The sequence below is a fragment of the Catellatospora bangladeshensis genome, from assembly GCF_016862575.1.
GTDB classification, from domain to species: Bacteria; Actinomycetota; Actinomycetes; order Mycobacteriales; family Micromonosporaceae; genus Catellatospora; species Catellatospora bangladeshensis.
In genome coordinates this window covers 145,441-170,875 of record NZ_BONF01000010.1, presented here as the reverse complement: position 1 = coordinate 170,875, position 25,435 = coordinate 145,441, and the positions used below count along the sequence as shown (strand labels likewise).

Genomic DNA, 25,435 nt, shown 5'->3' with positions numbered 1-25,435 from the left:
AAGCCGCGAATCTTGAAATTAGGTTAGCCTTACTTTACCATCCTGCTCAGCCCTTGCCTTCGCCGAGGGGAACCATGCCCGCCGTGTCGCCGCACACCGGACCCGTGCGCCACCGTCGTTTGTGGCCGCTCGGCTGAGCCGTCCCGCCCCGCACCGCCCCATCGCGCCGCCCGCACCACCCCCGAAAGGTGTCTCCCGTGACCGAGACCGTGTCTCAGCCCGTGCCGGACGAGGAGCTGCACCGCATCCTCGTGGCGTGGAACGACACCGACTGCGCGCAACCGCCCGCCACCTGGCCGGAGCTGTTCGCGACCCAGGTCGGGCTGCGGCGTGACGCGATCGCGCTGGTCTTCGAGCAGACCAGCCTCACCTACGGCGGGCTCGACGCGGCGGCCAACCGGCTCGCACACGCGCTGCTCGCCCGGGGCGCCGGGCCGGAGCGCGTCGTCGCGCTGTGCCTGCCCCGCTCGCTGGAGCTGATCGTCGCCCAGGTCGCCGTGCTCAAGGCGGGTGCGGCGTACCTGCCGCTCGACCCCGACTACCCGGCCGAGCGCATCGGGTACATGGTCGCCGACGCGCAGCCGGCCTGCGTGGTCACCACGGCGGAACTCGCGCCGGTGCTCGACGCGGCGATCGGTCGCGGCGGTGCGCAGGCGGGGGCCGACGACGCCGGACGCCCGGGGCCGCCGCTGGTGCTGGACGCCGAGGCCGTCATCGCCGAGCTGGCACAGCGGCCGGACACCGCGCCGTCCGACGCGGACCTCGGCACGGCGCTGAGCCCGGACAACGCCGCGTACGTCATCTACACCTCCGGCTCGACCGGGCGGCCCAAGGGGGTCGTGGTCAGCCACTCCGGGGTGGTGAAGCTGCTGGCCACCGCGACGGAGCGGCTCGGCGTCGGGCCGTACAGCCGGGTGCTGCAGTTCGCCTCGCCCAGCTTCGACGTGGCCTTCTTCGACCTGTGCCTGGGGCTGCTGACCGGCGCGCGGCTGGTCGTGGTGCCCGCCGAGCGGCGGGTGCCGGGGCCGGAGCTGACCGAGTACGCCCACGCGCACGGCATCACGTTCATGATCCTGCCGCCCGCGCTGCTCGCCGCGCTGCCCGAGGAGCTGGCGCTGCCCGACGGCGCGACCCTGCTCGCGGGCACCGAGCGCATCTCGCCCGCGCTGGTGGCCCGCTACGCGCGCGGCCGGGAGATGTTCAACGCGTACGGGCCCACCGAAGCGACCGTCAACTCGACCCTGGGCCTGTGCGATCCGGACATGGACGCGCTCGCCGGGGTGCCGATCGGCGTCCCCGACCCGGGCACCCGCTGCTACGTGCTCGACGCCGCGCTGCGCCCCGTGCCCGTCGGCGAGCTGGGCGAGCTGTATCTCGGCGGACCCGGCCTGGCCCGCGGTTACCTGGGCAGGCCCGCCCTGACCGCGGAGCGTTTCGTCGCCGACCCGTTCGGCGCGCCGGGGCAGCGCCTCTACCGCACCGGTGACCTGGTGCGCTGGCTGCCCGACGGGCGGCTCGACTTCGCCGGGCGCACCGACGACCAGGTGAAGATCCGCGGGTATCGGGTGGAGCTGGGCGAGGTCGAGTCGGTGCTGCTGCGGCACGACACGGTCGGGCAGGCCGCGGCGCTGGCCCGGCAGGACCGGCCCGGCGACACCCGGCTGGTCGCCTACGTGGTGCCCCGCGAGGGACGCGAGGTCGCGCCCGGCGTGCTGCGGGCATACGCCCAGGAGTTTCTGCCGGAGCACATGGTGCCCGCGGCGGTCGTGGTGCTGGACCGGCTGCCGGTGACGACCAGCGGGAAGCTGGACCGGGCCGCGCTGCCCGCGCCCGACTACGCGGCGCACGCCACCGGCGGGGCCGCCCGCGACGGCCGGGAGAGCCTGCTGTGCGGGCTGTTCGAGCAGGTGCTCGGGCTGACCGGGGTCGGCGTGGACGACGACTTCTTCGCCCTCGGCGGCGACAGCATCGTGTCCATCCAGCTCGTCATCGCCGCCCGGCGGGCCGGGCTGTCGGTCACCCCGCGCCAGGTGTTCGAGCAGCGCACCGTCTCCCGGCTCGCGCTGGTCGCGGCGCAGGCGCAGGCCGCGCCCGCCGAGGACCCGCTGGCCGGGGTGGGCGAGCTGCCCCTGACGCCGATCATGTCCTGGCTGGACGGCTGCGGCGGGCAGATCGATGCGTTCAGCCAGTGGCTGGCGGTGCGCCTGCCCGCCGGGGCCAACCGCGAGGCGCTGACCGCCGCGCTGCAGGCCGTCACCGACCGCCACGACGTGCTGCGCTCCCGCCTCGAACGCTCCACCCCGGACCGTGCGGGCCGCCTGATCGTCGCCGCGCCCGGCTCCGTGCCCGCCGCCGACCTGCTGCGCCGCGCCGACGCCGGGGTCGGCGCCGACGCCGCCGCGGCTGAGGCGATCGGGCGGCTGAACCCCACCGGTGGCGTGATGTTCCAGGTGGTATGGCTCGACGCCGGGCCCGGCGACCCCGGGCTGCTGGTGCTGGTGCTGCACCACATGATCGTCGACGGTGTGACCTGGCGGATCCTGCTGCCCGACCTCGCCGCCGCCTACGCCGACGCCGTCTCGGGCCGCCTGCCCAGGCTGAGCCCGGTCGGCACCACGCTGCGCACCTGGGCCGCCGGGCTGGCTGCCGCGGCCGAGCACCCGGACCGGTTCGCCGAGCTGGAGATGTGGACCGGCATGCTGGCCGAAGACGACCCGGCGTTCGCGCACCGCGCCCTCGACCCGGTCGGCGACCTGGCCACCGTGCGGCACCTGACGCTGCGCCTGCCCGCCGCGCAGACCGCGCCTCTGCTGACCACCGTGCCCGCGGCCTGGCACGCGGGCGTCAACGACGTGCTGCTCACCGCGCTCGGCACCGCGATCACCCGCTGGCGGGCCGCCCGCGGCCTGCCGACGCCGCCGCCGCTGATCGCGCTGGAGGGCCACGGCCGCGAGGAGCAGCTCGTGCCGGGCGCGGACCTGTCCCGGACGCTCGGCTGGTTCACCAGCATCTTCCCGGTGCGGCTCGACCTCGGGGACGACCCGGCCGACCTCGGCGCGGCGCTCAAGCGGGTCAAGGAGGCGCTGGCCGCGCTGCCCGACCACGGCGCCGGGTACGGCCTGCTGCGCCACCTCAACGCGCAGACCGCGCCGCTGCTGGCCGGGCTGCCGCAGCCGCAGCTCAGCTTCAACTACCTGGGCCGCTTCGGGGTCGAGGACGGCGACTTCACCGCGCTGCCCGGCGTCGGCATGCTGGCCGGCGGGTACGACGCCGCGATGCCGGTGGCCCCGTACACGCTGGAGGTCAACGCGTTCGCGCAGGAGGGGCCGGACGGGCCGTCGCTCGGTGTGACCTGGGCGTTCCCCGAGGCGCTGCTGGACGAGGGGGCCGTGCGGGAGCTGGCGCAGGGCTGGTTCGACGTGCTGGGCGAGCTGGCCGACGCGGCGGCGCTGCCGGGCGCGGGCGGGCACACTCCGTCGGACTTCCCGCTGGTCACGCTGACGCAGGCCGAGGTGGAGGCGCTGGAGGCGGCGGTGCCGGAGCTGGCCGACGTGCTGCCGCTGTCGCCGCTGCAGGAGGGCCTGCTGTTCCACGCGTACGCGGGCGACGGCAGCTACCAGGTGCAGCAGGTCGTCGAGCTGCACGGGCCGGTGGACCCGGCGGCCGTGCGCCGGGCCGTCGACGGCATCGTGGCCCGGCACGCGCCGCTGCGGGCGTCGTTCCACGAGCTGGCCGACGGGCGCCTGGTGCAGGCGGTGGCCGGGCGGGCGGGTGCGCCGTGGCGGCAGGTGGACCTGTCGCGGATGGCGGCCGCGCCCGCCGCGGAGCTGTTCGAGCAGATCCTGGCCGAGGAGAAGGCGGCCCCGTTCGACCCGGCCGCCGCGCCGCTGGTGCGCCACCTGCTCGTCGACCACGGCGGCGAGCGCCACACCCTGGTGCTCACGCACCACCACATCGTCACCGACGGCTGGTCGGCCGCCGTCGCGCTGCGCGAGCTGGTCGACCTCTACACCACCGGCGAGGGGGTACGCCTGCCCGCCGTGGCCCCGTACCGCGAGCACCTGCGGCGGCTGGCCGAGCGGGACCGGGGCGCGGCCGAGAGCGCCTGGCGCGAGGCGCTGTCCGGGGTGGACGGGCCGACGCGGCTCGCCGCCGCGGGCGCGGGCGAGCCGGGCCGGGGCGAGGTGCGGCAGGTCGCGATCGCGGTGGCCGAGGGCACCGGGGCGCGGCTCGCGGCGCTGGCCCGCGCGCGGGGGCTGACCCCGGGCACGGTGCTGTACGGCGTGTGGGGGCTGCTGCTGGGCCGCCTCACCGGCCGCCGGGACGTGGTGTTCGGCAGCACCGTGTCCGGGCGGGACACCGACGTGCCCGGCATCGAGTCGATGATCGGCCTGTTCATCAACACGGTGCCGGTGCGGCTGACCTGGTCTCCGTACGACACGCTCGGCGGGGTGCTGGACCGGCTCGCCGCGGCGCAGACAGCGCTGCTGGACCACCAGCACCTGGGCCTGCCCGCGATCACCCGGCTGGCCGGGACCGAGCTGTTCGACACCCTGGTCACCGTCGAGAACCTGCCCGACCCCGGCGAGCTGCGCGACGCCTCCGGCACCGTGCGCGTCGGGGGTGTGTCCTACCGCGAGGCCACGCACTACCCGGTGAGCCTGCTCGCCACGCCGGGCGACGCGCTGTCCCTCGTCGTCGAGTACGACCCGGCGCGCCTGGACGCGGTCACCCTGGCCCGCATCGAGCACGGCCTGCCCGCGCTGCTGGACGCGGTGCTCGACACGCCGGACCTGGCCGCCGGCGCGGTCGACCTGGGCGTGCGCGTGGCGCCGCTGCGCGGGGAGCTGCCCCCGGCCGCCGTGGCGGCACCGGACGTGCGGCGGGCCGTCGGCTCTCTGGCCGGGATGGTCGCGGCGCAAGCGGTGCGGACCCCCGGCGCGGTGGCTGTGATCGACGCCGAGCAGCAGCTCAGCTATGCCGGGCTCGCCGGGCGCGCGGCGGCGCTCGCCGCTCGGCTCACCGCGCGGGGCGCGGGACCGGAACGGGTCGTCGCCGTCGCGCTGCCGCGTTCGGCGCAGCAGGTCACGGCGATGCTCGGGGTGCTGTACGCCGGTGCGGCGTACCTGCCGGTCGACCCGGCGCACCCGAACCTGGCCGCGGTGCTGGCCGACGCCGGGGTGACCCTCGTGGTGACCAGCCCGGACCTGCTGCCGCGCCTGCCCCGCCGGGACGGGCTGTCCTACGTGCTCGCCGACGCGGGCGAGGCCGTGGGTGAGCCCGCGCGGGTCGACCCGGAGCACCCCGCGTACGTCATCTACACCTCCGGCTCGACCGGCCGCCCCAAGGGGGTGCTGGTCAGCCACCGGGCCATCGTCGCGCAGCTGGAGTGGTCGCAGCGCACCTTCGGTCTGCATGCCGCCGACCGGATGCTGCAACTGGCCCCGGCGACCTTCGACACGTCGGTGTGGGAGATCTTCTGGCCGCTCACGGCCGGGGCCGCCGTGGTGCTGCCCGCGCCGGGCGCCCAGCACGACCCGGCCGAGTTGGCCGAGCTGATGCGCGCGCACCGGGTCAGCGCGGTGACGTTCGTGCCGTCCATGGTGGAGGCGTTCCTGCTCGCCGACGAGGTCGTCGCGGACCCGTCCTGGGCCTGTGACCTGCGCTGGGTCTCCTGCGGCGGCGAGGCGGTGACCGGTGAGCTGGCCCGGCGCTGGTACGCGGCCACCGGCACCCGGCTGGACAACTTCTACGGCCCGACCGAGACGGCCGTGCAGGTCACCTGGTGGCCGAACGACGGCGGCCACGGCGCGGCGGTGCCGATCGGCGGTCCCGTCGCGGGCACCGGCCTGTACGTGCTGGACGACTGCCTGCGCCCGGTGCCCGACGGGGTGCCCGGCGAGCTGTACGTCTCCGGCGTGCAGCTGGCGCGCGGCTACCTGGGCCGGGCCGCGCTGACCGCGTCACGTTTCGTCGCCGACCCGTACGGCGCGCCGGGGGAGCGCATGTACCGCACCGGTGACCTGGTCGTACGCCAATCCGGCGGCACGCTGGTCTACGCCGGCCGCACCGACCACGAGATCAAGGTGCGCGGGGTGCGCATCGACCCTGCCGAGATCGAGTCGTGGCTGACCGCCCGGCCCGACGTGGCCCAGGCCTCCGTCGTGGCCCGGACCGACGGCCCCGGCGGCACCCAGCTCGTCGCGTACGCCGTCCCCACCGCCGGGCACTTCCTCAACGCGGTGTCGCTGCGCGAGGCGGCCGCCGCCGCGCTGCCCCCGGCCCTGGTCCCGAGCGCGTTCGTCGTCCTCGACGCGCTGCCCCTTACCCCCAGCGGCAAACTCGACCGCGCCGCCCTCCCCGCCCCCCGCCCCACGCCCTCGTCCGCGCTCGCGCCGTCCGCGCCGTCCGCGCCGTCCGCGCCGTCCCATGATCGTCCGACTTGCCAGGCACATGGCCGTATGTGCGCTCAAGATACGCCCGACTGCCAGGCAAGTCGGACGATCTTGGATGGGCCGGTGGGCGTCCTGGGCGGGATCTTCGCGGTGGTGCTGGGGGTGGCGAGCGTCGAGGCGGATGACGACTTCTTCGCGCTCGGTGGGGACAGCATCCTGTCCATCGGGGTATCCAGCCGGGCTCGGCGGGCCGGGATCGTGGTGAGCCCGCGGGACGTGCTCGCCGCGCGCACACCACGACGGTTGGCCGAACTGGCTCGGGTGGAGGACTCCGCGAATGCCGGCAACACAGGGGTTGCCTTGGCAACCCAGAAGTTGCCTCCGTCCGAAGCATCGGTGCCCGCTGACGGGGTGGGAGACGTGCCGCTGCTGCCGATCGTGCACTGGCTGCGCGACACCGGTGCCCCGATCGAGCGGTTCACGCTGCCGATGCTGCTGGTCACGCCCGCCGGGGCGGACCAGGGCGCGATCGCCGCGACGCTGCAGCGCGTGCTCGACCATCACGACGGCCTCCGGCTGCGCCTGCAGCGCATCGCCTCCGTGCTGTGGACCCTGCGCGCCGAGCCGGCCGGGACCGTGTCCGCGGTCGACCTGCTGACCCGCGTGGACCTGTCCACGGTGGATGAGAAGGAGCTGCCCAGCCTGCTGGCCGAGCACGCGGCCGCCGCGACCGGCGCGCTCGACCCGGACACGGGCCGGGTGCTGCGCGCGGTCTGGTTCGACGCGGGCGACCGGCCCGGACGCCTGCTGCTCGCCGTGCACCACCTCGCGGTCGACGGGGTGTCCTGGCGGGTGCTGTTCGAGGACTTGGCCGTGGCCTGGGACGCCGCGAACGGCGCGGTGGCTGCGCTGTCGCCGGTGGGCACGTCGCTACGCCGATACGCCCAGGTGGTGAGCGCGCAGGCGCAGCAGCCGCAGCGGCTGGCCGAGCTGGAGCACTGGGCGGCCACCCTCGCCCCTGGCGCGGACCTGCTGCCCGGGACGAACCTGCCGATGACCGGTGCGCCCGGCGCACGCGCGGTGCGGCGGGTGGCGGAGTTGAGCGCGGAGACGACGGCGGCGCTGCTGGCGGCGGTGCCCGCACTCGGGGGGATCACCGACGGGCTGCTGGCCGCGCTGGCGGTGGCGGTCCGCGGGTGGCGGCAGCGCCGGGGGTACGCCACCGGCGAGCTGCTCGTCGACGTCGAGCGGCACGGCCGGGAGCAGCTGGAGCCGGAGCTGGACCTGTCCCGCACGGTCGGCTGGTTCACCAGCGTGCAGCCGGTGCGCCTGCCGGAGGCCGGCGACGATCTGCCCGCACTGGTCGCGGCGGTGGGCGAGCGGCTTCGTGCGGTGCCCGACGGCGGGCTCGGCCACGGCATGCTGCGCCACCTGAACGCGCAGACCGCGCCGCTGCTGGCCCGGATGGCCGCCCCGCAGGTGCTGTTCAACTACTTCGGCCGCTTCCCGGCGGCGACCGGCGCCGCGTGGACGCCCGCGCCCGAGTCGGCGGCGATCGGCGAGGTCAACGGCGGCCTGGCGCTGTCGCACCCGCTGCAGCTGGACGTGGTCGCGGCCGAGGGCCCGCAGGGCACGGTGCTGACCACGACGTGGACCTGGCCGGACGGCATGCTGACCGCCGCCGACCTCGACACGCTGACCGCGCTGTGGCAGGCGGCACTGACCGCCCTGGCCGGCGCCGCCCCCGTGCCGGGGACAGCCGCAGTGCCGAGGGCTGCCGCAGTGCCGAGGGCTGCCGCAGTGCCGGGGGCTGCCGCAGTGCCGGGGGCTGCCGCAGTGCCGGGGGCTGCCGCGGCGGTCGGGGCGAAGCGCGCCGGGCTCGCCGACGTGCTGGTCTACCGCGACGGGTCCGGTGCCGGGCAGCCCGATCCCGCTGCCGTGCCGGGTCTGGCTCCGCTGGTGGAGCTGAGCGAGGCGGAGCGGGCGCGGCTGGACGGGCTGAGCCCGGGGCCGGTGGCCGACGTGTGGCCGCTGTCGCCACTGCAGGAGGGCCTGTTCTTCCACGCCAGCTACGACAGCGCGAGCCTCGACGTCTACACCGGACAGGACGCGTTCGACCTGGGCTACCGGGTGGACGCGGACCGCCTGCGGCGGGCGGGTGCGGTGCTGCTGGGCCGCAACGCGGCGATGCGCGCCGGGTTCACCAGCGAGGGGCTGAGCCGTCCGGTGCAGTTCGTGGTGGACGGGCTGGAGCTGCCGCTGACCGAGGTGGACCTGACGGCGCTGAGCGCGGAGCAGGCCGCGGCGCGTACCGCCGAGCTGACGGCCGCCGACCGGGTGGCCCGGTTCGACCTGGCCCGCCCGCCGCTGTGCCGGATGCTGCTGGTCCGGCTGCCGGACGGCCGGGACCGGCTGGTCGTCACGCACCACCTGATCCTGTGGGACGGCTGGTCGGAGGAGCTGTTCGTCGAGCAGCTGTTCACCCTGTACGAGCGCGACGGCGACGCCTCCGGGCTGCCCGTGCCGGGGTCGTACCGCGACCACCTGGCGTGGCTGGCCGCCCAGGACGACGCGGCCGCGGCGGGGGCGTGGCAGGAGGCGCTGGCGGGGCTGGCTGAGCCGACGCTGGTCGGGCCGGCCGACCGCACTCCGGCGCCGGCCGTGCCGCAGCGGGTCGACGACGTGCTGTCCGAGCAGCTCAGCGACCGGGTGCGCGCCGTCGCGCGGGAACGCGGGCTGACCCTGAACACGGTGCTGACCACCGCGTGGGGGCTGGCGCTGGGCGCGCTGACCGGCCGCGCGGACGTGGTGTTCGGCATGACCGTCGCGGGGCGGCACGCCGAGGTGGAGCGGGTCGAGGACATCATCGGCCTGTTCCTGAACACGGTCGCCGTGCGCGTCTGCCCCGGGCCCGATGAGCGGGGCGGCGACCTGCTGCGGCGGGTGCAGGAGCAGCGGCTGGCGCTGATGCCGTACGACCACGTCGGCCTGGGCCGGGTGCAGCGCGACAGCGGGCACGCGACGCTGTTCGACACCCTGTACGTGCTGCAGAACTTCGTGGACGAGGACGCCACGGCGGACCTGCGCGCCCGGCACGGCATCGAGGCCGTCGACGGCGTGGATGCGACGCATTACCCGCTGACGCTGGTGGTGACCCCGGCGCGGGCGATCCGGATGTGGCTGGACCACCGGCCGGACATCGTGGACGGCGACGCGGCGCGGGCCGTGCTGGCGCGGTTCCGGCTGGTGCTGGAGCGGCTGGTGGCCGGGCTGGACGCGCCGGTGCGGGAGCTGGACCTGCTGCTGCCCGGCGAGCGGGCGGCGCAGGACGCCGAGTGGGCGCGCACCGAGCACGACATCGGCGAGCTGACCGTGGCCGACCTGCTGGCGGTGCAGGCGGCCCGTACGCCGGACGAGACCGCCCTGGTCGACGGGGCGCTGCGGCTGACCTACGCCGAGTTCGACGCGCGGATCAACCGGATGGCGCGGCTGCTGCTGGCACGGGGCGCGGGCCCGGAGACGGTGGTGGGCCTGGCGCTGCCGCGCACCGCCGACATGGTGGTGGCGCTGTTCGCGGTGCTGCGCACGGGCGCCGCGTACCTGCCGCTGGAGCTGGACCTGCCCGCCGAGCGGCTCGGCTTCATGATCGAGGACACGGCGCCGATGTGCGTGCTCAGCGTGTCCGCGGTCGCGGGCAAGCTGCCGCCGAACGCGGACCCGCTGCTGCTGGACGATCCAGCGGTGCGCGCCGAGCTGGCCGCGTATCAGCCAGGCGACCTGGCCGACGCCGAGCGCCCCGGGTTCGCGCCCGGGGTGCCGGGGCGGCTGGCGCACCCGGCGTACCTGATCTTCACGTCGGGCTCGACCGGCCGCCCGAAGGGCGTCGTCACGCCGTACCACGGCCTGACGAACATGCAGCTCAACCACCGCGAGGCGATCTTCAACCCGGTGATCGAGGCCGCCGGGGGCCGCCGGCTGCGGATCGCGCACACCGTGTCGTTCGCGTTCGACATGTCCTGGGAGGAGCTGCTCTGGCTCGTCGAAGGGCACGAGGTGCACGTCTGCGACGAGCAGCTGCGCCGCGACGCGCCCGCGCTGGTGGCCTACTGCGACCGGCACGAGATCGACGTGGTCAACGTGACCCCGACCTACGCCCAGCACCTGATCGAGGAGGGGCTGCTGGCAGACGGGCCGGGCCGGCACCGGCCGCCGCTGGTGCTGCTCGGTGGCGAGGCGGTGTCCGACGCGGTGTGGGCCGCGCTGCGCGACACCCCCGGCACGCTGGGCTACAACCTCTACGGGCCGACCGAGTACACCATCAACACGCTCGGCGGCGGCACCCTGGACAGCGACAGCCCGACCGTGGGCCGCGCCATCTGGAACACCCGCGCGTACGTGCTGGACGCCCGGCTGCGCGAGGTGCCGCCGGGCGCGCCCGGTGAGCTGTACATCGCGGGCATCGGCCTGGCCCGCGGCTACCACCGGCGCGCCGGGCTGACCGCCGAGCGCTTCGTCGCCGACCCGTACGGCGCCCCCGGCGACCGCATGTACCGCACCGGCGACCTGGTCCGCCGCCGCGCGGACGGCAACCTGGACTTCCTCGGCCGCACCGACGACCAGGTGAAGATCCGGGGTTACCGGGTCGAGCTGGGCGAGATCGAGTCGGCGCTGGGCGCCCACCCGGCCGTCACGCACGCCGCGGTGATCGTGGACGCGTCCGGCGACGGCGCGAAGCGGCTGGCCGGGTACGTGGTGCGCGGTCCCGGCTGGTCCGGCGCCGACGACGACGTGCTGCGCGAGCTGCGGGCGCACCTCAAGCGCACGCTGCCCGACTACATGGTGCCCGCCGCGCTGACGGCCGTGGACCGGCTGCCGCTGACCGTCAACGGCAAGCTCGACGTACGGGCCCTGCCGAAGGCGACCGTGCTCACCGGTGCGGCGAACCGCCCGCCGGCCACCGCGGCCGAGCGCACCCTGTGCGAGCTGTTCGCGCAGCTGCTGGGCCTGCCCGCGGTCGGCGTGGACGACGGCTTCTTCGACCTGGGCGGTCACTCGCTGCTGGCGATCCGGCTGGTCAGCCGGGCCGGCACCGCGCTCGGGGCGCAGCTGTCCATCCGCGACCTGTTCGAGGCGCCGACCGTGGCGCAGCTCGCGGCCCGGATCAGCCCGGAGGCGGCGGCATCGCCGCGGGCCGCGCTGACGGCCCGGCCGCGCGAGGGCGCGCTGCCGCTGTCGGCCGCGCAGCAGCGGCTGTGGCTGCTCGACCAGCTCAGCGGTCCGTCGGCGGCGTACAACTTCCCGCTGGTGCTGCGCCTGCACGGCCCGCTGGACCGGCCCGCGCTGCACGACGCGCTGCACGACGTGGTGTCCCGCCACGAGTCGCTGCGCACGGTGTTCGCGGCCGTCGAGGGAGTGCCGTCGCAGCGGATCCTGCCGGCGCACGAGGCGCGGCCGGTGCTGGAGATGATCGGCGGCGACGTCGCCGAGCTGGTCGCGGAGGCCGTGGCGCGGCCGTTCGACCTGGCCGGTGAGCTGCCGGTGCGCGGCACGCTGATCGAGGCCGGACCCGAGGAGCACGTGCTGGTGGTGCTGCTGCACCACATCGCGACCGACGAGTGGTCGGACGGGCCGTTCCTGCGCGACCTGGCCGCCGCCTATGAGTCCCGGACCCGGGGGAGCGCGCCGGACTGGGCGCCGCTGCCGGTGCAGTACGCCGACTACACGCTGTGGCAGCGCGACCTGCTCGGTGATCCGTCCGACCCGGACGGCCTCGCCGCGAGGCAGCTCGCCTACTGGCGGCAGACGCTGGCCGGGGCGCCGGAGGAGCTGATCCTGCCCGCCGACCGGCCCCGTCCGGCCGAGCCGGACGCGCGCGGCGGCTCGGTGTCGCTGCGCCTGCCCGCGGCGACCGCGACCCGGCTCCGTGAGCTGGCCAATCGCGCGGGCACGAGCATGTTCATGGTCACCCATGCGCTGTCGGCGGCGCTGCTGCACCGCCTCGGCGCGGGCGACGACCTGCCGCTGGGCGCGCCGATCGCCGGGCGCGGCGAGGAGGGCCTCGACGACCTGGTCGGCTTCTTCGTCAACACGCTGGTGCTGCGCACCGACCTGTCCGGGTCACCGTCGTTCACCGAGCTGCTGGCCCGGGTGCGGGAGACCGACCTGGCCGCGTTCGCCCACGCGGACGTGCCGTTCGACGCGGTGGTCGAGGCGGTCAACCCGCCCCGCCTGCCGGGCCGCAACCCGCTGTTCCAGGTCATGGTGGTGCACCGCAACCATGTCGACGAGTGGTCCGGGCTGGCCGGGCTGCGCTGCGAGGACGAGCCGCTGGACGTCACCACGGCCCGGTTCGACCTGGTGGTCGAGCTGCTGGACGGCCCGGACGGCGAGCTGGACTGCCTGCTCACCTACCGGGCGGCCTTGTTCGACCGGGCGAGCGTGGAGCTGCTGGGGCGGCGTCTGGTCACGCTGGCCGAGCAGGTGGGCGCGGGTCCGGACCGGCCGCTGGCCGAGCTGGAGCTGCTCGTCGGCGGCGAGCGGGAGCGGGTGCTGCGGGGCTTCAACGACACCGCGCGCCGGGTCGCCGAGCTGACCCTGCCGGAGGCGTTCGCGCTCCAGGTCGCGCGGGCCCCCGGGGCGGTGGCGGTGATCGACGGCGAGCGCGAGGTCTCCTATGTGGAGCTGGCCGCGCGCGCCGGGCGTCTCGCGCGGGTGCTGTCCGCCAAGGGGGTACGCCCCGAGAGCGTCGTCGGGGTGGCGGTGCCGCGCTCGCTGGAGACGATCGTGGCCGTGCTCGCGGTCAACCGGCTCGGGGCGGCGTTCCTGCCGCTGGACCTCAACCATCCGGCGGACCGGCTCGCGTACATGATCGAGGACTCGGCGGCGGCGCTGGTGCTGACCACCGGCAAGGCCCGCGGCCTGCTGCCGGAGACGGCCGCGCCGGTGCTGGTGCTCGACGAGATCGACGACGCGACACCGGTGCGCCCGGTGCTGCCGCCGCCGTCCGGACTGGACCATGCGGCGTACGTCATCTACACCTCCGGCTCGACCGGCCGCCCCAAGGGCGTCACCGTGTCCCACGAGGGCATCGGCAGCCTGGTCGAGACCGCCGTGGACCCGATGGGGGTGACCTCGGCCAGCCGGGTGCTGCAGTTCGCCTCGATCGGTTTCGACGTGTTCGCGTTCGAGGTGTCGATGGCACTGTGCACCGGGGCGGCGCTGGTCGTCACCCCGGACGAGGCCCGCGTGCCCGGCCCGGCGCTGTCGGAGCTGCTGTACGCCAACGGCGTCACGCACGCGATCCTGCCGCCGTCACTGGTGTCCATCCTGCCGCCCGACGCGGACCTGCCCGAGGGGCTGTGCGTGCTGGTCGGCACGGAGACGGTCCCGCCGGGCCTGATCCAGCGCTGGGCGGGGCACCTGAAGCTGTTCGCCGCGTACGGCCTCACCGAGGCGACGGTCAACTCGACGCTGTGGCGGGCCGTGCCGGAGTGGGACGCGCCGGTGCCGATCGGCCGCCCCGACCCGAACACGCTGGCGTACATCCTGGACGAGCGGCTGCGGCCGGTGCCCGTCGGCGTCGTCGGCGAGCTCTACGTCGGCGGTCGCGGCCTGGCCCGCGGCTACCTCGGCAAGCCGGGCATGTCCGCGTCGCGCTTCGTGGCCGACCCGTTCGCCGGGCCGGGCGCGCGCATGTACCGCACCGGCGACCGGGCCCGCTGGCAGGCCGACGGCACGATCGACTTCCTGGGCCGGTCCGACAACCAGGTGAAGATCCGCGGTTTCCGGATCGAGCCGGGCGAGATCGAGGCGGTGCTCGCCGGGCACCCCTCGGTGCGCCAGGCCGCGGTGGTGGCCGACCGTTCCGGCGACACGACCAGGCTGGTGGCGTACGTGTCCCCGGACGGCCCCGCCGACCCCGCCGTGCTGCGCGCCCACGTCGCGTCGGTGCTGCCGGAGTACATGGTGCCGTCGCTGGTGGTGGTGCTGGACGGCCCGCTGCCGGTGAACCCGAACGGCAAGGTGGACCGCAAGGCCCTGCCCGCGCCCGACTGGGGTTCGCTGGCGGGCGGCGCCCGGCCGACGACCGCCCGCGAGCACCAGCTCGCCGCGCTGTTCGCCGAGGTGCTGGGGCTGCCGCAGGTGGGCGTGCACGACAGCTTCTTCGCCCTGGGCGGCCACTCGATGGCGTCGATGCGCCTGATCGGCCGGATCCGCTCGGCGCTCGGCGCGCAGCTCGCCGTCCGCGACGTCTTCGACGCCCCCACCGTGGCCGAGCTGGCCGCGCGCCTCGACGACGCGGCGGACACCGACCGGCCGGTGCTGGTAGGCGACGAGGCGGGGACGCTCGCGGAGCGGCTCGCGCCGGTGCAGCTGCACCCGTGGCGGCTGCATCAGGAGGTGACGGCGCCGGGCTGGGACATCGCGTTCGCGGTGCCCGCGGCCGGGCTGGACGTGGTCGCGCTCGACGCGGCGCTGCGCGACGTGGTGACGCGGCATCAGCCGCTGCACACCGTGCACGGTGCGGACGGCGTGCCGCGCCGCGCGCTGCCGGAACGGGTGCTGGAGCCGGTGGCCGACGACGGCACCCCGCTCGCCGCGCGGCTGGACGCGCTCGCCCGGGAGACCGTCGACCTGACCGGGCGGGCGCCGCTGCGGGCGCGCCTGGTCATCGGCGCCGATGAGCGGGGCGTGCCGGACCGGGCGCTGCTGCTCACCGCGCACCACCTGGCCGTGGACGAGTGGTCCGTGGTGCCGCTGCTGCGCGACCTGGCCACGGCGTACGACGCCCGGCTGCGGGGTGCCGCCCCGGATTGGGCGCCGCTGCCGGTGACGTACGCCGACTACACGCGCTGGGCGTACGCGCTGCTCGGTGATCCGGCCGACCCGGACAGCCGGTACGCGCGGCAGCTCGGGTACTGGCGCGCCGCGCTGGCGATCATGCCCGACCTCGACCTGGACCTGCTCGCCGACCGGCCGCGCGGCAGGCAGGCGTCGCGGCGTGGCGAGACGGTCGAGTTCATGCTCGGCGCGGCGCTGCACCGTGGCATCGACGAGCTGGCCCGGCGCAGCGGCACCAGCATGTTCATGGTGGTGCAGGCGGCGTTCGCGGCGCTGCTCACCGGCTACGGCTGCGGCACCGACCTGCCGATCGGCAGCCTCGCCGCCGGGCGGACCGAGGAGGCGCTGGCCGACCTGGCCGGGTGCTTCTACAACACGGTGGTGCTGCGCACCGACACGTCCGGGGATCCGCCGTTCACGCGGCTGCTGGGGCGGGTGCGGGCGGCGGACCTGGCCGCGCTCGACCACCAGGACGTGCCGTTCGCGGCGGTGTGGGACGCGGCGGGTCCGGTCAGGGACGGGCTGCGGGTCATGGTGGTGCACCACGAGGAGGCCCGGCTGGGCGACGAGGCGCTGCGCTTCAGCCAGATACCGACCGGCACGGTCCGGGCCGAGCTGACCGTCAGCTTCTACGAACCCGCCGGGGACAACCCGGTGCACGTGGAGCTGGAGTACGCCACCTCCCGGTTCGACCGGGCCACCGCCGAGCGGATCGCGGGCGACCTGGTGCGGCTGCTCACCGCCGCGGTGGCCGACCCGGCCCGCACCCTGTCCGAGCTGTACACCCCGGCCCCGGCCGGTCTGGAGATCCCGCCGGGCACGCCCGGCACCGAGAAGGAGACGCACCGATGACCAACCCGTTCGAAGACGCCGACGGCCGCTACCTGGTGCTCGTCAACGACGAGGACCAGCACTCGCTGTGGCCCGCGTTCGCGGCCGTCCCGGCGGGCTGGCGCACCGTGTTCGGCGAGGACACCCGCGACGCCTGCCTGGCCTACGTCGAGGCCCACTGGACCGACCTGCGCCCGCGCACCCTGCGCGAGCGCATGGACGCCACGGCCTGATCAGAGTCTGGCTTCGGTGGAGTCTGCGGATTGGGGGAAGATCGGTGTCTCGTGTCGAAATGCAGTGCTGGACTGCACTTTCTGACACGAGACGCCGATCTTCCACCGGCCGGGCTCAGCCGGTGGTGCCGGCCGGGGACAGGTCGGAGCGGCGGCGGCGCCAGCCGCTGGGGCTGTCGCCGAACTGGAGGCGGAACCAGCGCGAGAACGCGCTCGGCGCGGCGAAGCCGAGCAGCTCGGAGATCTCGGTCAGCCGGTAGCGGTCGTTGGACAGGTAACGCTCGGCCAGCCCGGCGCGGGTGGCGTCCACGATGGACGTGAACGTCTCGCCACCCGTGGCCAGGTGGCGGTGCAGGGTGCGGCGGTCCACGCCCATCGCGCGGGCCACCTCGTCGGCGGCGCACCGCCCGGTGGGCAGCAGCACCTCGACCATCTCCCGTACCCGGTCGGCGGTGGACGCGCCCCGCGGCGCGGCCAGCGTCCGGAGCAGCTCGGGCGTGTTCGCACGGGCGGCCGGGTCGGCGGCCGGGTTCGGCGCGTCGAGGTCGCGGGAGTAGAGGACCAGGCCGCTGAACCCGTGCCCGAACTGCAGCCGGCCGCCGAGCAGCCGGGTGTGCGTATCGAGGACCGCGGGCGCCGGGTGGGCGAAGCACACCGCCAGCGGCTGCCACTGCGCGCCGAGGAACTGGCGCAGGATGGCGTACAGCACCGCGACGGCCAGCTCCTCCGCCTGGCGGGAGGGTGCGGGCTCGCCGAACTCGAACCAGGTGCGGAGGGTGGCCAGGCCGTTGGACTCGGTCAGCCGGATGCGGATGGCCTCGTTGTAGCTGTGCTCGTAGCGGATCAGCAGGTCGAGCCCGCTGCGCAGGGTCGGCTCGGCGCGCAGCACCAGGCTGAGCGGCCCGATGGTCGAGGCGCGCCGGTATTCGGCCAGGCGCAGGCCGAAGTCGTCATGGCTGGACTCGCGGGCGGACAGTTCGAGCAGCCGGGCGACCCGTCCCGCGGGCACCCACTTGTCGGGCTGGGCCAGGTCCATCACGTCGAGACCGACGCCGTGCATCAGCTCGGCCGGGTCGAGGCCGAGCGACTGGGACAGCTCCAGATAACCGCTCAGCGACGCATAGCGGAGAGAAGGGCCCAAAACCGGCTCCCGAATGTCCCGTAGGGGTAAGAAAGCTGTCCCACGATGTATAGCATGTGGCCCCGCTCACGCCTACTGTTGCCGCCATCACAGCAGGTAGGCCGGGCGGCACGGGGCGCCCGGCAAGGCATCGGGGCCTGAACCGGCCCCCGACCCTCCGGGAGCCGATCATGGCGAAGGCCGTCCGTTTCCACCAGCACGGCGCACCCGAGGTGATGCGCTGGGAGGCGGTCGAGGTCGGCGCGCCCGGGCCGGGCCAGGTCCGGGTACGCCACCTCGCGGTGGGGCTGAACTTCGCCGACACCTACTTCCGCAGCGGCCTCTACCCGAGCGCGCTGCCGGCAGGGCTCGGCGTCGAGGCCGCGGGTGTGATCGAGGAGGTCGGCGCGGGGGTCGACGGGTTCGCCGTGGGCGACCGGGTCACCTACACCGGCAGCCCGCTGGGCGCGTACAGCACCGAGCGGGTGATGGACGTCGCGCCGCTGATCAAGCTGCCGGACGCGATCGCCTGCGAGACCGCCGCGGCCATGACGATGCGCGGCCTGACCTCGGCTTACCTGCTGCGCCGGATCGCGCCGCTCGCCCCGGGCGACACCGTGCTGCTGCACGCCGCCGCGGGCGGGGTCGGCCTGATCTTCACCCAGTGGGCCCGCCTGCTCGGCATCGACGTGATCGGCACCGTGTCGACCGACGAGAAGGCCGAGGTCGCCAAGGCCCACGGGTGCACGCACACCATCGTCTACCCCCGGGAGGACGTCGCCGCGCGGGTACGCGAGCTGACCGGCGGGGCCGGGGTGCCGGTCGTGTACGACAGCATCGGCGCGACCACCTTCCAGCGCTCGCTGGACTCGCTGCGGCGGCGCGGGCTGCTGGTGTGCTTCGGCACCGCGTCCGGCGCGGTGCCCCCGATCGACGCCATGCAGCTGGCGATCAAGGGCTCGCTGTTCGTCACCCGGCCCGCGCTGGCCGACTACATCGCCGACCCGGCCGAGCGCGCCGAGCTGGCCGAGGAGCTGTTCAGCCACGTCGCCGCCGGGCGCATCAAGATCGAGATCAACCAGCGGTACGCCCTGGAGGACGCGGTGCGCGCCCACCACGATCTCGAATCCGGCCGCAGCATCGGCTCCTCGGTCTTCCACCTGGAATCCGCCGGCCGCTGACGCCGCACCACCCCCAGCCGATCAGACAGTGAGGAGAGGTCCATGCAGATCATCGACGATACGGAGCCGGCCCCACCGGTGCGGCGGCAGAGCACGATCGAGGTGCACCCGCTGACCGTGCACATCGGCGCCGAGCTGCGCAACGTCAGCCTCGCCGAGGCCTCGCGCGACGGCGAGCTGTTCGCCGAGCTGAAGGCGCTGCTGCTGCGGTACAAGGTGCTGTTCCTGCGGGACCAGGACATCACCCGCGCCGAGCACGTCGCGCTCGCCGAGCGCTTCGGACCGCTGGAGGACCACCCGGTCGCCGGCAGCGACCCCGACCACCCCGGCCTGGTCCGCATCTACAAGGACCTGGACAGCCCGGCCGAGCACTACGAGAACGCGTACCACTGCGACGCGACCTGGCGCGAGGCGCCGCCCATGGGCTGCGTGCTGCGCTGCGTCGAGACGCCGGAGGTCGGCGGGGACACGATCTGGGTGAACATGGCCGAGGCGTACCGGCGGCTTCCCGACGACGTCAAGGCGCGGATCGCGGGGCTGCGCGCCCGGCACAGCATCGAGGCCAGCTTCGGCGCCAACATGCCGCTCGACCTGCGGCTGGCGCTGCACGAGCGCTTCCCCGACGCCGAGCACCCGGTGGTGCGCACCCACCCGGAGACCGGCGAGCAGGTGCTGTTCGTGAACGCGTTCACCACGCACCTGACCAACTTCCACACCCCGGAGCGCGTGCGCTTCGGCTTCGACTACACCCCCGGCGGCAGCGAGCTGCTCAACTACCTGATCCGCCAGGCGGCGATCCCGGAGTACCAGGTGCGCTGGCGCTGGACCAAGAACAGCTTCGCGATCTGGGACAACCGCTCCACCCAGCACTACGCCGTACAGGACTACTGGCCCGCGGTCCGAAAGATGGAGCGGGCCGGGGTCATCGGCGACAAGACGTTCTGAGCCGACCGACACCGAAGGAGACCCCCATGCACTTCCTCGACGACTCGCTGTTCCCGGAGAACCAGGAGAAGCTCGTCATCACCGCCGCGCCGTACGGGCCGGAGTGGGAGCCGGGCGACTTCCCCGAGGACATCCCGGTGACCATGGACCAGCACGTGCAGGCCGCGGTCGACTGCTACAACGCGGGCGCCACCGTGCTGCACATCCACGTACGGGAGCTGAACGGCAAGGGCTCCAAGCGGCTGTCGAAGTTCAACGAGCTGCTGGGCCGGCTGCGCGAGGCCGTGCCGGACATGATCCTGCAGATCGGCGGCTCGATCTCGTTCGCCCCGGAGAACGAGGGCGAGGAGGCCAGGTGGCTGGCGGACGAGGCCCGGCACATGCTGGCCAACCTCGACCCGGCGCCGGACCAGGTCACCATCGCCATCAACACCAACCAGATGAACATCGTCGAGCTGATGACGGCCGACGACATCGCCGGGACCTCGTTCGAGCGCCCCGCGCTGTACGAGGCGTACCGCAACATGGTCGTCCCGGCGGAGCCGGCCTGGGTCGAGGAGCACCTGCGCCGCCTGCGCGCCGCCGGGATCCAGCCGCACTTCCAGCTCGCCACCGTGGCGCAGCTGCACACCGTGGAGCGGCTGGTGCGCCGGGGCGTGTACACCGGCCCGCTGAACGTGTCCTGGGTGGCCATCGGCGGCGGGTTCGACAGCCCGACCCCGTACTCGATGATGGAGTTCATCCGCCAGGTGCCGGACGGCGCGAGCCTGACCCTCGAAGCGATCATGCGCAACGTGCTGCCGATCAACACCATGGCGATCGCGATGGGCCTGCACACGCGCTGCGGCAACGAGGACAACCTGTGGGCCCGCAAGGGCGAGAAGCAGACCTCGGTCCAGGCGATCGAGCAGCTGGTCCGGATCGCGGGCGAGCTGGGCCGGGGCGTCGCGGACGGCAAGGAGGCCCGCGACATCTACAAGATCGGCGAGTACTGGGACACCGCCGACGAGGCCCTGGCCAAGCTCGGCTTCGCGCCCAACCGCAAGCCCGGCCAGGTCGGGTTCACCTTCCACGCCTGACCCGTAACAAAGAGCAGATCTCCATCCGTGGGGTGCGGTCGTCGCACCCCACGTCCTCCCCCATGCCGCCGCGTTCCTCTCACCCGCGCCGGCCGGACATCCCGTTTGGAGCATCATGGCACTGCAGACCGGCGAGGGCGTCGCCATCGCGCCGCCCGCCGCCACCCGCACCACCTCCCGGCTCTTCCCGTGGGCGGTCTTCACGCTCACCTTCGCGCTGCTGCTGTCGGACTACATGTCGCGGCAGGTCCTGTCGGCGGTGTTCCCGTTCCTGAAGACGGAGTGGGCCCTCACCGACACCCAGCTCGGCTCGCTGACCAGCATCGTCGCGCTGACCGTCGGCATCCTGGCCGCGCCGCTGTCGCTGCTGGGCGACCGCTGGGGCCGGGTCAACTCGATCGTGATCATGGCGATCGTGTGGAGCCTGGCCACCGTCGGCTCGGCCCTGGCCGCCGGGTACGGGCAGCTGCTGCTCGCCCGGTTCCTGATCGGCCTCGGTGAGGCCGCGTACGGCAGCGTCGGCCTGGCCGTGGTGCTGGCCGTGTTCGCCCCGCACCGGCGCGCCTCGCTGACCGGCGCGTTCATGGCCGGCGGCTCGTTCGGCTCGGTGCTCGGCGTGGCCCTGGGCGGCGTGTTCGCGGTCCAGTTCGGCTGGCGCTGGGCGTTCGCCATCATGGGCATCCTGGGCCTGGTGCTGGCCGTGCTCTACCGGGCGATGATCAGCGAGCGCAAGCTCGACGCGCACCGGGTGCCCGAGCCCGCGGGGGAGAGCCCCGCGCTGGCGGCCGGGCAGCGCGCCCGCCTGTCCACGCTGTTCTCCACCCCGGCGGTCGTGCTCGCCTACATCGGCGGCGGCCTCCAGCTGTTCATCGCCGGTTCGCTGTTCGCCTGGCTGCCCAGCTACCTCAACCGGGCGTACGGCATGGCGCCGGACCGCGCGGGCGGCGTCGCCGCGATCTTCATCCTGATCCTCGGCGCGGGCATGGTCGGCTGCGGCATGATCACCGACCGGCTCAGCCGCACGAAGCCGATGCACAAGTGGAACACCGCGATCGCCTTCGCGCTGACCTCGCTGGTCCTGCTGGGGGTGGGCTTCGCCGTCGCCCCGGGTGGCCTGCAGATGGCGCTGCTCGCCGCCGGCTGCTTCTTCGCCGCCGGGACCACGGGCCCGACCGGCGCGATGGTCGCCCGGCTCACCCACGAGTCGATCCGGGCCACCGCGTTCGGCATCTACACCTTCTTCAACAACCTGCTCGGCCTGGCCGCCGGTCCGCTGATCACGGGCGCGCTGGCCGACCGGTTCGGGCTGGAGACCGCGATGCGCTACGTGCCGCTGGTCGCCGTCGCCGCCGCCGTCTTCCTGTACCTGGGCAGGCGGGCCTACCCGTCCAGCCTGCAGCGGCTCGCGGCCGCCGGCGTGGGCGGCACCGCCAAGGGCGAGGCATGACCGACGTCGCGGACGTGATCGTCACCGTGCCCGGACTGCGCGGGCACGTGGACGAACACTGGCAGACCCGGCTCGCCGCGACCCTTCCGAACGTGCGGTCCGTCCAGCCGCTGGGCCGGGAGAACCCCAGCCTGGACGACCGCGTCGCGGCCCTGCAGGAGGCAGTGGCCGCGGCGGGCGGCCCGGTGATCATCGTGGCGCACAGCGCGGGAGCTCTGGCCACGGTCCACTGGGCCGCCCGGCACGACACCGGGACGGTGCGGGGTGCGCTGCTGGCCACCCCGCCCGACCTGGCCCTGCCGCTGCCGGCCGAGTACCCGTCGCTGCGCACGCTGCGCGAGCACGGCTGGGTGCCCATCCCGCGGCAGCGGCTGCCGTTCCCGAGCATCGTCGCGGCCAGCGCGGACGACCCGCTCGGCGAGCCGGGCCGGGTCCGGGCGCTGGCCGCCGCCTGGGGCAGCTGCTGGCACGGCCTCGGCCGGGTCGGCCACCTCAACCCCGCCTCCGGCTACGGCGAGTGGCCCGGAGTCCATCCGCTCATCGACGAACTGCGCACCATGGAGGACCCCCGATGACCCTCAACCTGGCCACCCTGCTGGAGGACAGCGCCCGCCGCCACCCCGGCCGCGACGCCGTCGTGCTCGGCGCCACCCGGCTGACGTACGCGCAGGTCGACGCGGCGGCCAACCAGGTGGCGCAGCTGCTGGCCGAGCGGGGCATCCGGCCCGGTGACCGGGTCGCGCTGTCCTGCCCCAACGTGCCGTGGTTTCCGATCGTCTACTACGGCATCCTCAAGGCGGGCGCCGTCGTAGTGCCGCTGAACGTGCTGCTCAAGGCGCGGGAGATCGCCTACCACCTGGCCGACGCCGAGGCGCGGGCGTACTTCTGCTTCGAGGGCACGGCCGAGCTGCCGATGGGCGCCGAGGGGCACGCGGGCTTCCAGCAGGACGGCGGCTGCGGCCAGTTCTTCCTGATCACCGCCGACCCGGGCGCGGAGTCGCCGATCGCCGGGGCCGAGACGCTGGGCCAGGCGCTGGCCGGGCGGCCGTCCACGTTCGACACGGCGGACACCAAGGAGACGGACACCGCCGTCATCCTGTACACCAGCGGCACGACGGGCAAGCCCAAGGGCGCCGAGCTGTCGCACAGCAACCTGGTGCTCAACGCGCTGACCGGCAACCGGCTTTTCGGCTCGCTGGCCACCGGGCACGACCGGCACCTGGTCACCCTGCCGCTGTTCCACTCGTTCGGCTCGACGGTGCAGATGAACGCCGGGTTCGCGGTCGCCTCGACGCTGGTGCTGCTGCCCCGCTTCGACGCGAAGCAGGCGGTCGAGGCGCTGCGTCGGGAGCGGATCACCTTCTTCGCCGGCGTACCGACGATGTACTGGGGCCTGCTCAACGCGCTGGACGGTGCCGACGTCAGCGAGATCGCGGCGAACCTGCGGGTGGCCGTGTCCGGCGGGGCCTCGCTGCCGGTCGAGATCATCAAGCGCTTCAAGGACGGCTTCGGCGTGCAGATCCTGGAGGGCTACGGCCTGTCCGAGACGTCGCCGCTGGCCACCTTCAGCGACCCGGAGCGCGAGCCGCGGCCGGGCTCGATCGGGGTGCCGGTGTGGGGCGTGCAGCTCAAGCTCGTCGACGCCGACGGCAACACGATCGACGGCGCCGACCAGGTCGGCGAGATCGCGATCCGCGGGCACAACGTGATGAAGGGCTACTACAACCGGCCGCAGGCGACGGCGGAAGTCCTGTCCGGCGGCTGGTTCCGCACCGGCGACCTGGCCCGGCGGGACGAGGACGGCTTCTACTACATCGTCGACCGGGCCAAGGACATGATCATCCGCGGTGGCTTCAACGTGTACCCGCGCGAGGTCGAGGAGGTCCTGCTCACCCACCCGGCCGTGTCGCTGGCCGCGGTCGTCGGCGTGCCGCACGACAGCCACGGCGAGGAGGTCAAGGCGTACGTCATCAAGGCCGACGGCGCCGACCTCACCGAGGACGAGCTGATCGCCTGGTGCCGGGAGGGCATGGCGTCGTACAAGTACCCGCGCCTGGTCGAGTTCGTGCCGAGCCTGCCGATGACCGCCACCGGCAAGATCCTCAAGCGCGAACTGGCGGGCCGGTGAGCGCGACGCTCACCGGGTCCAGGCGGCACCACCCCGCGTGGTGCCGCCCGCCCGGCCCGGGGCGGTGGCCGTGGTGACCGCCGGGCTGCTGGCCCCCGCCGCGCATCCGCGCCGCACCCCGGCCCTCGCGTCCACGCTCACGCTGGCCGCGGGACTGGGCGGCGCGGTGCTCGGCCACCTGCTGGTGCCCCAGATCGGCGTGCTCACCTGGGCCGTCGCGCTGGGCGTGGCGGCCGCCAACCTCAACCTGCTGCCGCGCACCGGCCGGGCCGAGCTGGGCAGGACGACCAAGAAGCTGCTGCGTACGGGCGTGGTCCTGCTCGGCTGCTCGGTGTCGTTCGCAGCCGTGGCCGCGCTCGGCGCGCCGGTCGTCGCACTGGTCGCCGCCACCCTGGTGGGCACGCTGCTGTGCACGGCCTGGCTGGGCCGCCGCCTGCGCCTGGGCGCCGCGCGCAGCCTGCTGCTGGGCACCGGCGTCGCGGTCTGCGGCGCGTCCGCGATCGCCGCCATGGAGGCCACCGCCGGCGGCGACGAGGAGGACGTCACCGCCGCCGTCGCGATGGTCACGCTCTTCGGCACGCTCGCCCTGATCGCGTTTCCCCTGCTGCGCGAGCCGCTCGGGCTGAGCGAGGCGCAGTTCGGCGTGTGGACCGGGGCCGCGGTGCACGAGGTCGGCCAGGTCGTCGCGGCGGCCGGGCCCGCCGGTGCGGCGGCGGTCGCCATCGCGGTCGTGGTCAAGCTGACCCGGGTGCTGCTGCTCGCCCCGGTCGTGGCGACGGTCAGCGCGCTGCGCCGGCTCCGGTCGTCCGGTGCCGCGACCGGCACGCGGCGGCCGCCGCTGGTGCCGCTGTTCGTGCTCGGCTTCCTCGGCTGCGTGGCGCTGCGCAGTTCCGGGCTGCTGCCGCCCGCCGCGCTCAGCTGGATCGGCCACCTGCAGGTGGCGGCGCTCGGCGCGGCGATGTTCGGGATGGGCGCCGCGGTGCACCTGGCCTCGCTGCTGCGGGGCAGCGGCCGCCTGCTGGCGGCGGCCCTGGTGTCGACGCTGTTCATCACGGGGGTCGCGCTCGTGGGCGTGCTGCACCTGGTGCCGGGCTGACCGTCGGCGGATCGCGTGGCGGGCGGGCCCGCCATGGGAGATGGAAACCGGGCCCGCCCCGGCGCCTGCCCGCAGCGGTGCGCGCCACGGCGGCAGGGGCCTCGCGATCCATTCACGCGCACCGCGCGCCGGTGCGCCA

General features: G+C 74.7%; 10 protein-coding genes. 9 read left to right on the top strand and 1 reads right to left on the bottom strand.

What is annotated here, in order from left to right; translation table 11 throughout:
- Nucleotides 1–197: 197 nt before the first annotated feature.
- Together Cba03nite_RS09965 and Cba03nite_RS09960 are read left to right on the top strand one after the other, a co-directional pair.
- Nucleotides 198–16,088, top strand: coding sequence for a non-ribosomal peptide synthetase (locus Cba03nite_RS09965; protein ID WP_203744463.1), 15,891 nt, complete (start codon nt 198–200; stop codon nt 16,086–16,088).
- Nucleotides 16,085–16,300 (top strand): MbtH family protein, encoded by a 216-nt coding sequence (locus Cba03nite_RS09960; protein ID WP_203744461.1) that lies wholly within the window; start codon nt 16,085–16,087, stop codon nt 16,298–16,300. Before Cba03nite_RS09965 ends, Cba03nite_RS09960 begins: the two co-directional genes overlap by 4 nt.
- Before the next feature lie 115 nt (nt 16,301–16,415).
- On the opposite strand, the gene Cba03nite_RS09955 is transcribed toward Cba03nite_RS09960, so the two are convergent.
- On the bottom strand, nt 16,416–17,441 hold the full coding sequence (locus tag Cba03nite_RS09955; RefSeq protein WP_203744459.1) for an AraC family transcriptional regulator: 1,026 nt from the start codon (nt 17,439–17,441) through the stop codon (nt 16,416–16,418).
- A gap of 170 nt (nt 17,442–17,611) precedes the next feature.
- Between Cba03nite_RS09955 and Cba03nite_RS09950 the strand changes: the two genes are divergently transcribed.
- From Cba03nite_RS09950 to Cba03nite_RS09920, 7 genes are all read left to right on the top strand, one after another.
- A complete protein-coding gene (locus tag Cba03nite_RS09950; protein ID WP_203744457.1) occupies nt 17,612–18,601 on the top strand; it encodes a quinone oxidoreductase family protein in 990 nt (329 codons plus the stop codon).
- Between the two features lie 42 nt (nt 18,602–18,643).
- Nucleotides 18,644–19,546 (top strand): TauD/TfdA dioxygenase family protein, encoded by a 903-nt coding sequence (locus Cba03nite_RS09945; RefSeq protein ID WP_203744455.1) that lies wholly within the window; start codon nt 18,644–18,646, stop codon nt 19,544–19,546.
- A gap of 26 nt (nt 19,547–19,572) precedes the next feature.
- Complete coding sequence (locus tag Cba03nite_RS09940; protein WP_203744453.1) at nt 19,573–20,625, top strand: beta-keto acid cleavage family enzyme; 1,053 nt, start codon at nt 19,573–19,575, stop codon at nt 20,623–20,625.
- Nucleotides 20,626–20,740: 115 nt separating this feature from the next.
- Nucleotides 20,741–22,072, top strand: a complete 1,332-nt coding sequence (locus Cba03nite_RS09935) for an MFS transporter (protein ID WP_203744451.1) — start codon at nt 20,741–20,743, stop codon at nt 22,070–22,072.
- The gene (locus Cba03nite_RS09930; protein WP_203744449.1) at nt 22,069–22,647 is read left to right on the top strand and encodes an RBBP9/YdeN family alpha/beta hydrolase; all 579 of its coding nucleotides are present in this window, start codon (nt 22,069–22,071) and stop codon (nt 22,645–22,647) included. Before Cba03nite_RS09935 ends, Cba03nite_RS09930 begins: the two co-directional genes overlap by 4 nt.
- Nucleotides 22,644–24,200 (top strand): long-chain-fatty-acid--CoA ligase, encoded by a 1,557-nt coding sequence (locus Cba03nite_RS09925; protein WP_203744447.1) that lies wholly within the window; start codon nt 22,644–22,646, stop codon nt 24,198–24,200. The genes Cba03nite_RS09930 and Cba03nite_RS09925 overlap by 4 nt, the downstream gene beginning before the upstream one ends.
- A gap of 73 nt (nt 24,201–24,273) precedes the next feature.
- Nucleotides 24,274–25,296 (top strand): YeiH family protein, encoded by a 1,023-nt coding sequence (locus tag Cba03nite_RS09920; RefSeq protein WP_203744445.1) that lies wholly within the window; start codon nt 24,274–24,276, stop codon nt 25,294–25,296.
- The last annotated feature ends 139 nt before the right edge of the window (nt 25,297–25,435 follow it).

Bases quoted from the DNA above. Each gene is read 5' to 3' on its own strand.
- Cba03nite_RS09960 (WP_203744461.1), top strand. From the start codon at position 16,085: ATGACCAACCCGTTCGAAGACGCCGACGGCCGCTACCTGGTGCTCGTC.
- Cba03nite_RS09950 (WP_203744457.1), top strand. From the start codon at position 17,612: ATGGCGAAGGCCGTCCGTTTCCACCAGCACGGCGCACCCGAGGTGATG.
- Cba03nite_RS09945 (WP_203744455.1), top strand. From the start codon at position 18,644: ATGCAGATCATCGACGATACGGAGCCGGCCCCACCGGTGCGGCGGCAG.
- Cba03nite_RS09940 (WP_203744453.1), top strand. From the start codon at position 19,573: ATGCACTTCCTCGACGACTCGCTGTTCCCGGAGAACCAGGAGAAGCTC.
- Cba03nite_RS09935 (WP_203744451.1), top strand. From the start codon at position 20,741: ATGGCACTGCAGACCGGCGAGGGCGTCGCCATCGCGCCGCCCGCCGCC.
- Cba03nite_RS09930 (WP_203744449.1), top strand. From the start codon at position 22,069: ATGACCGACGTCGCGGACGTGATCGTCACCGTGCCCGGACTGCGCGGG.
- Cba03nite_RS09925 (WP_203744447.1), top strand. From the start codon at position 22,644: ATGACCCTCAACCTGGCCACCCTGCTGGAGGACAGCGCCCGCCGCCAC.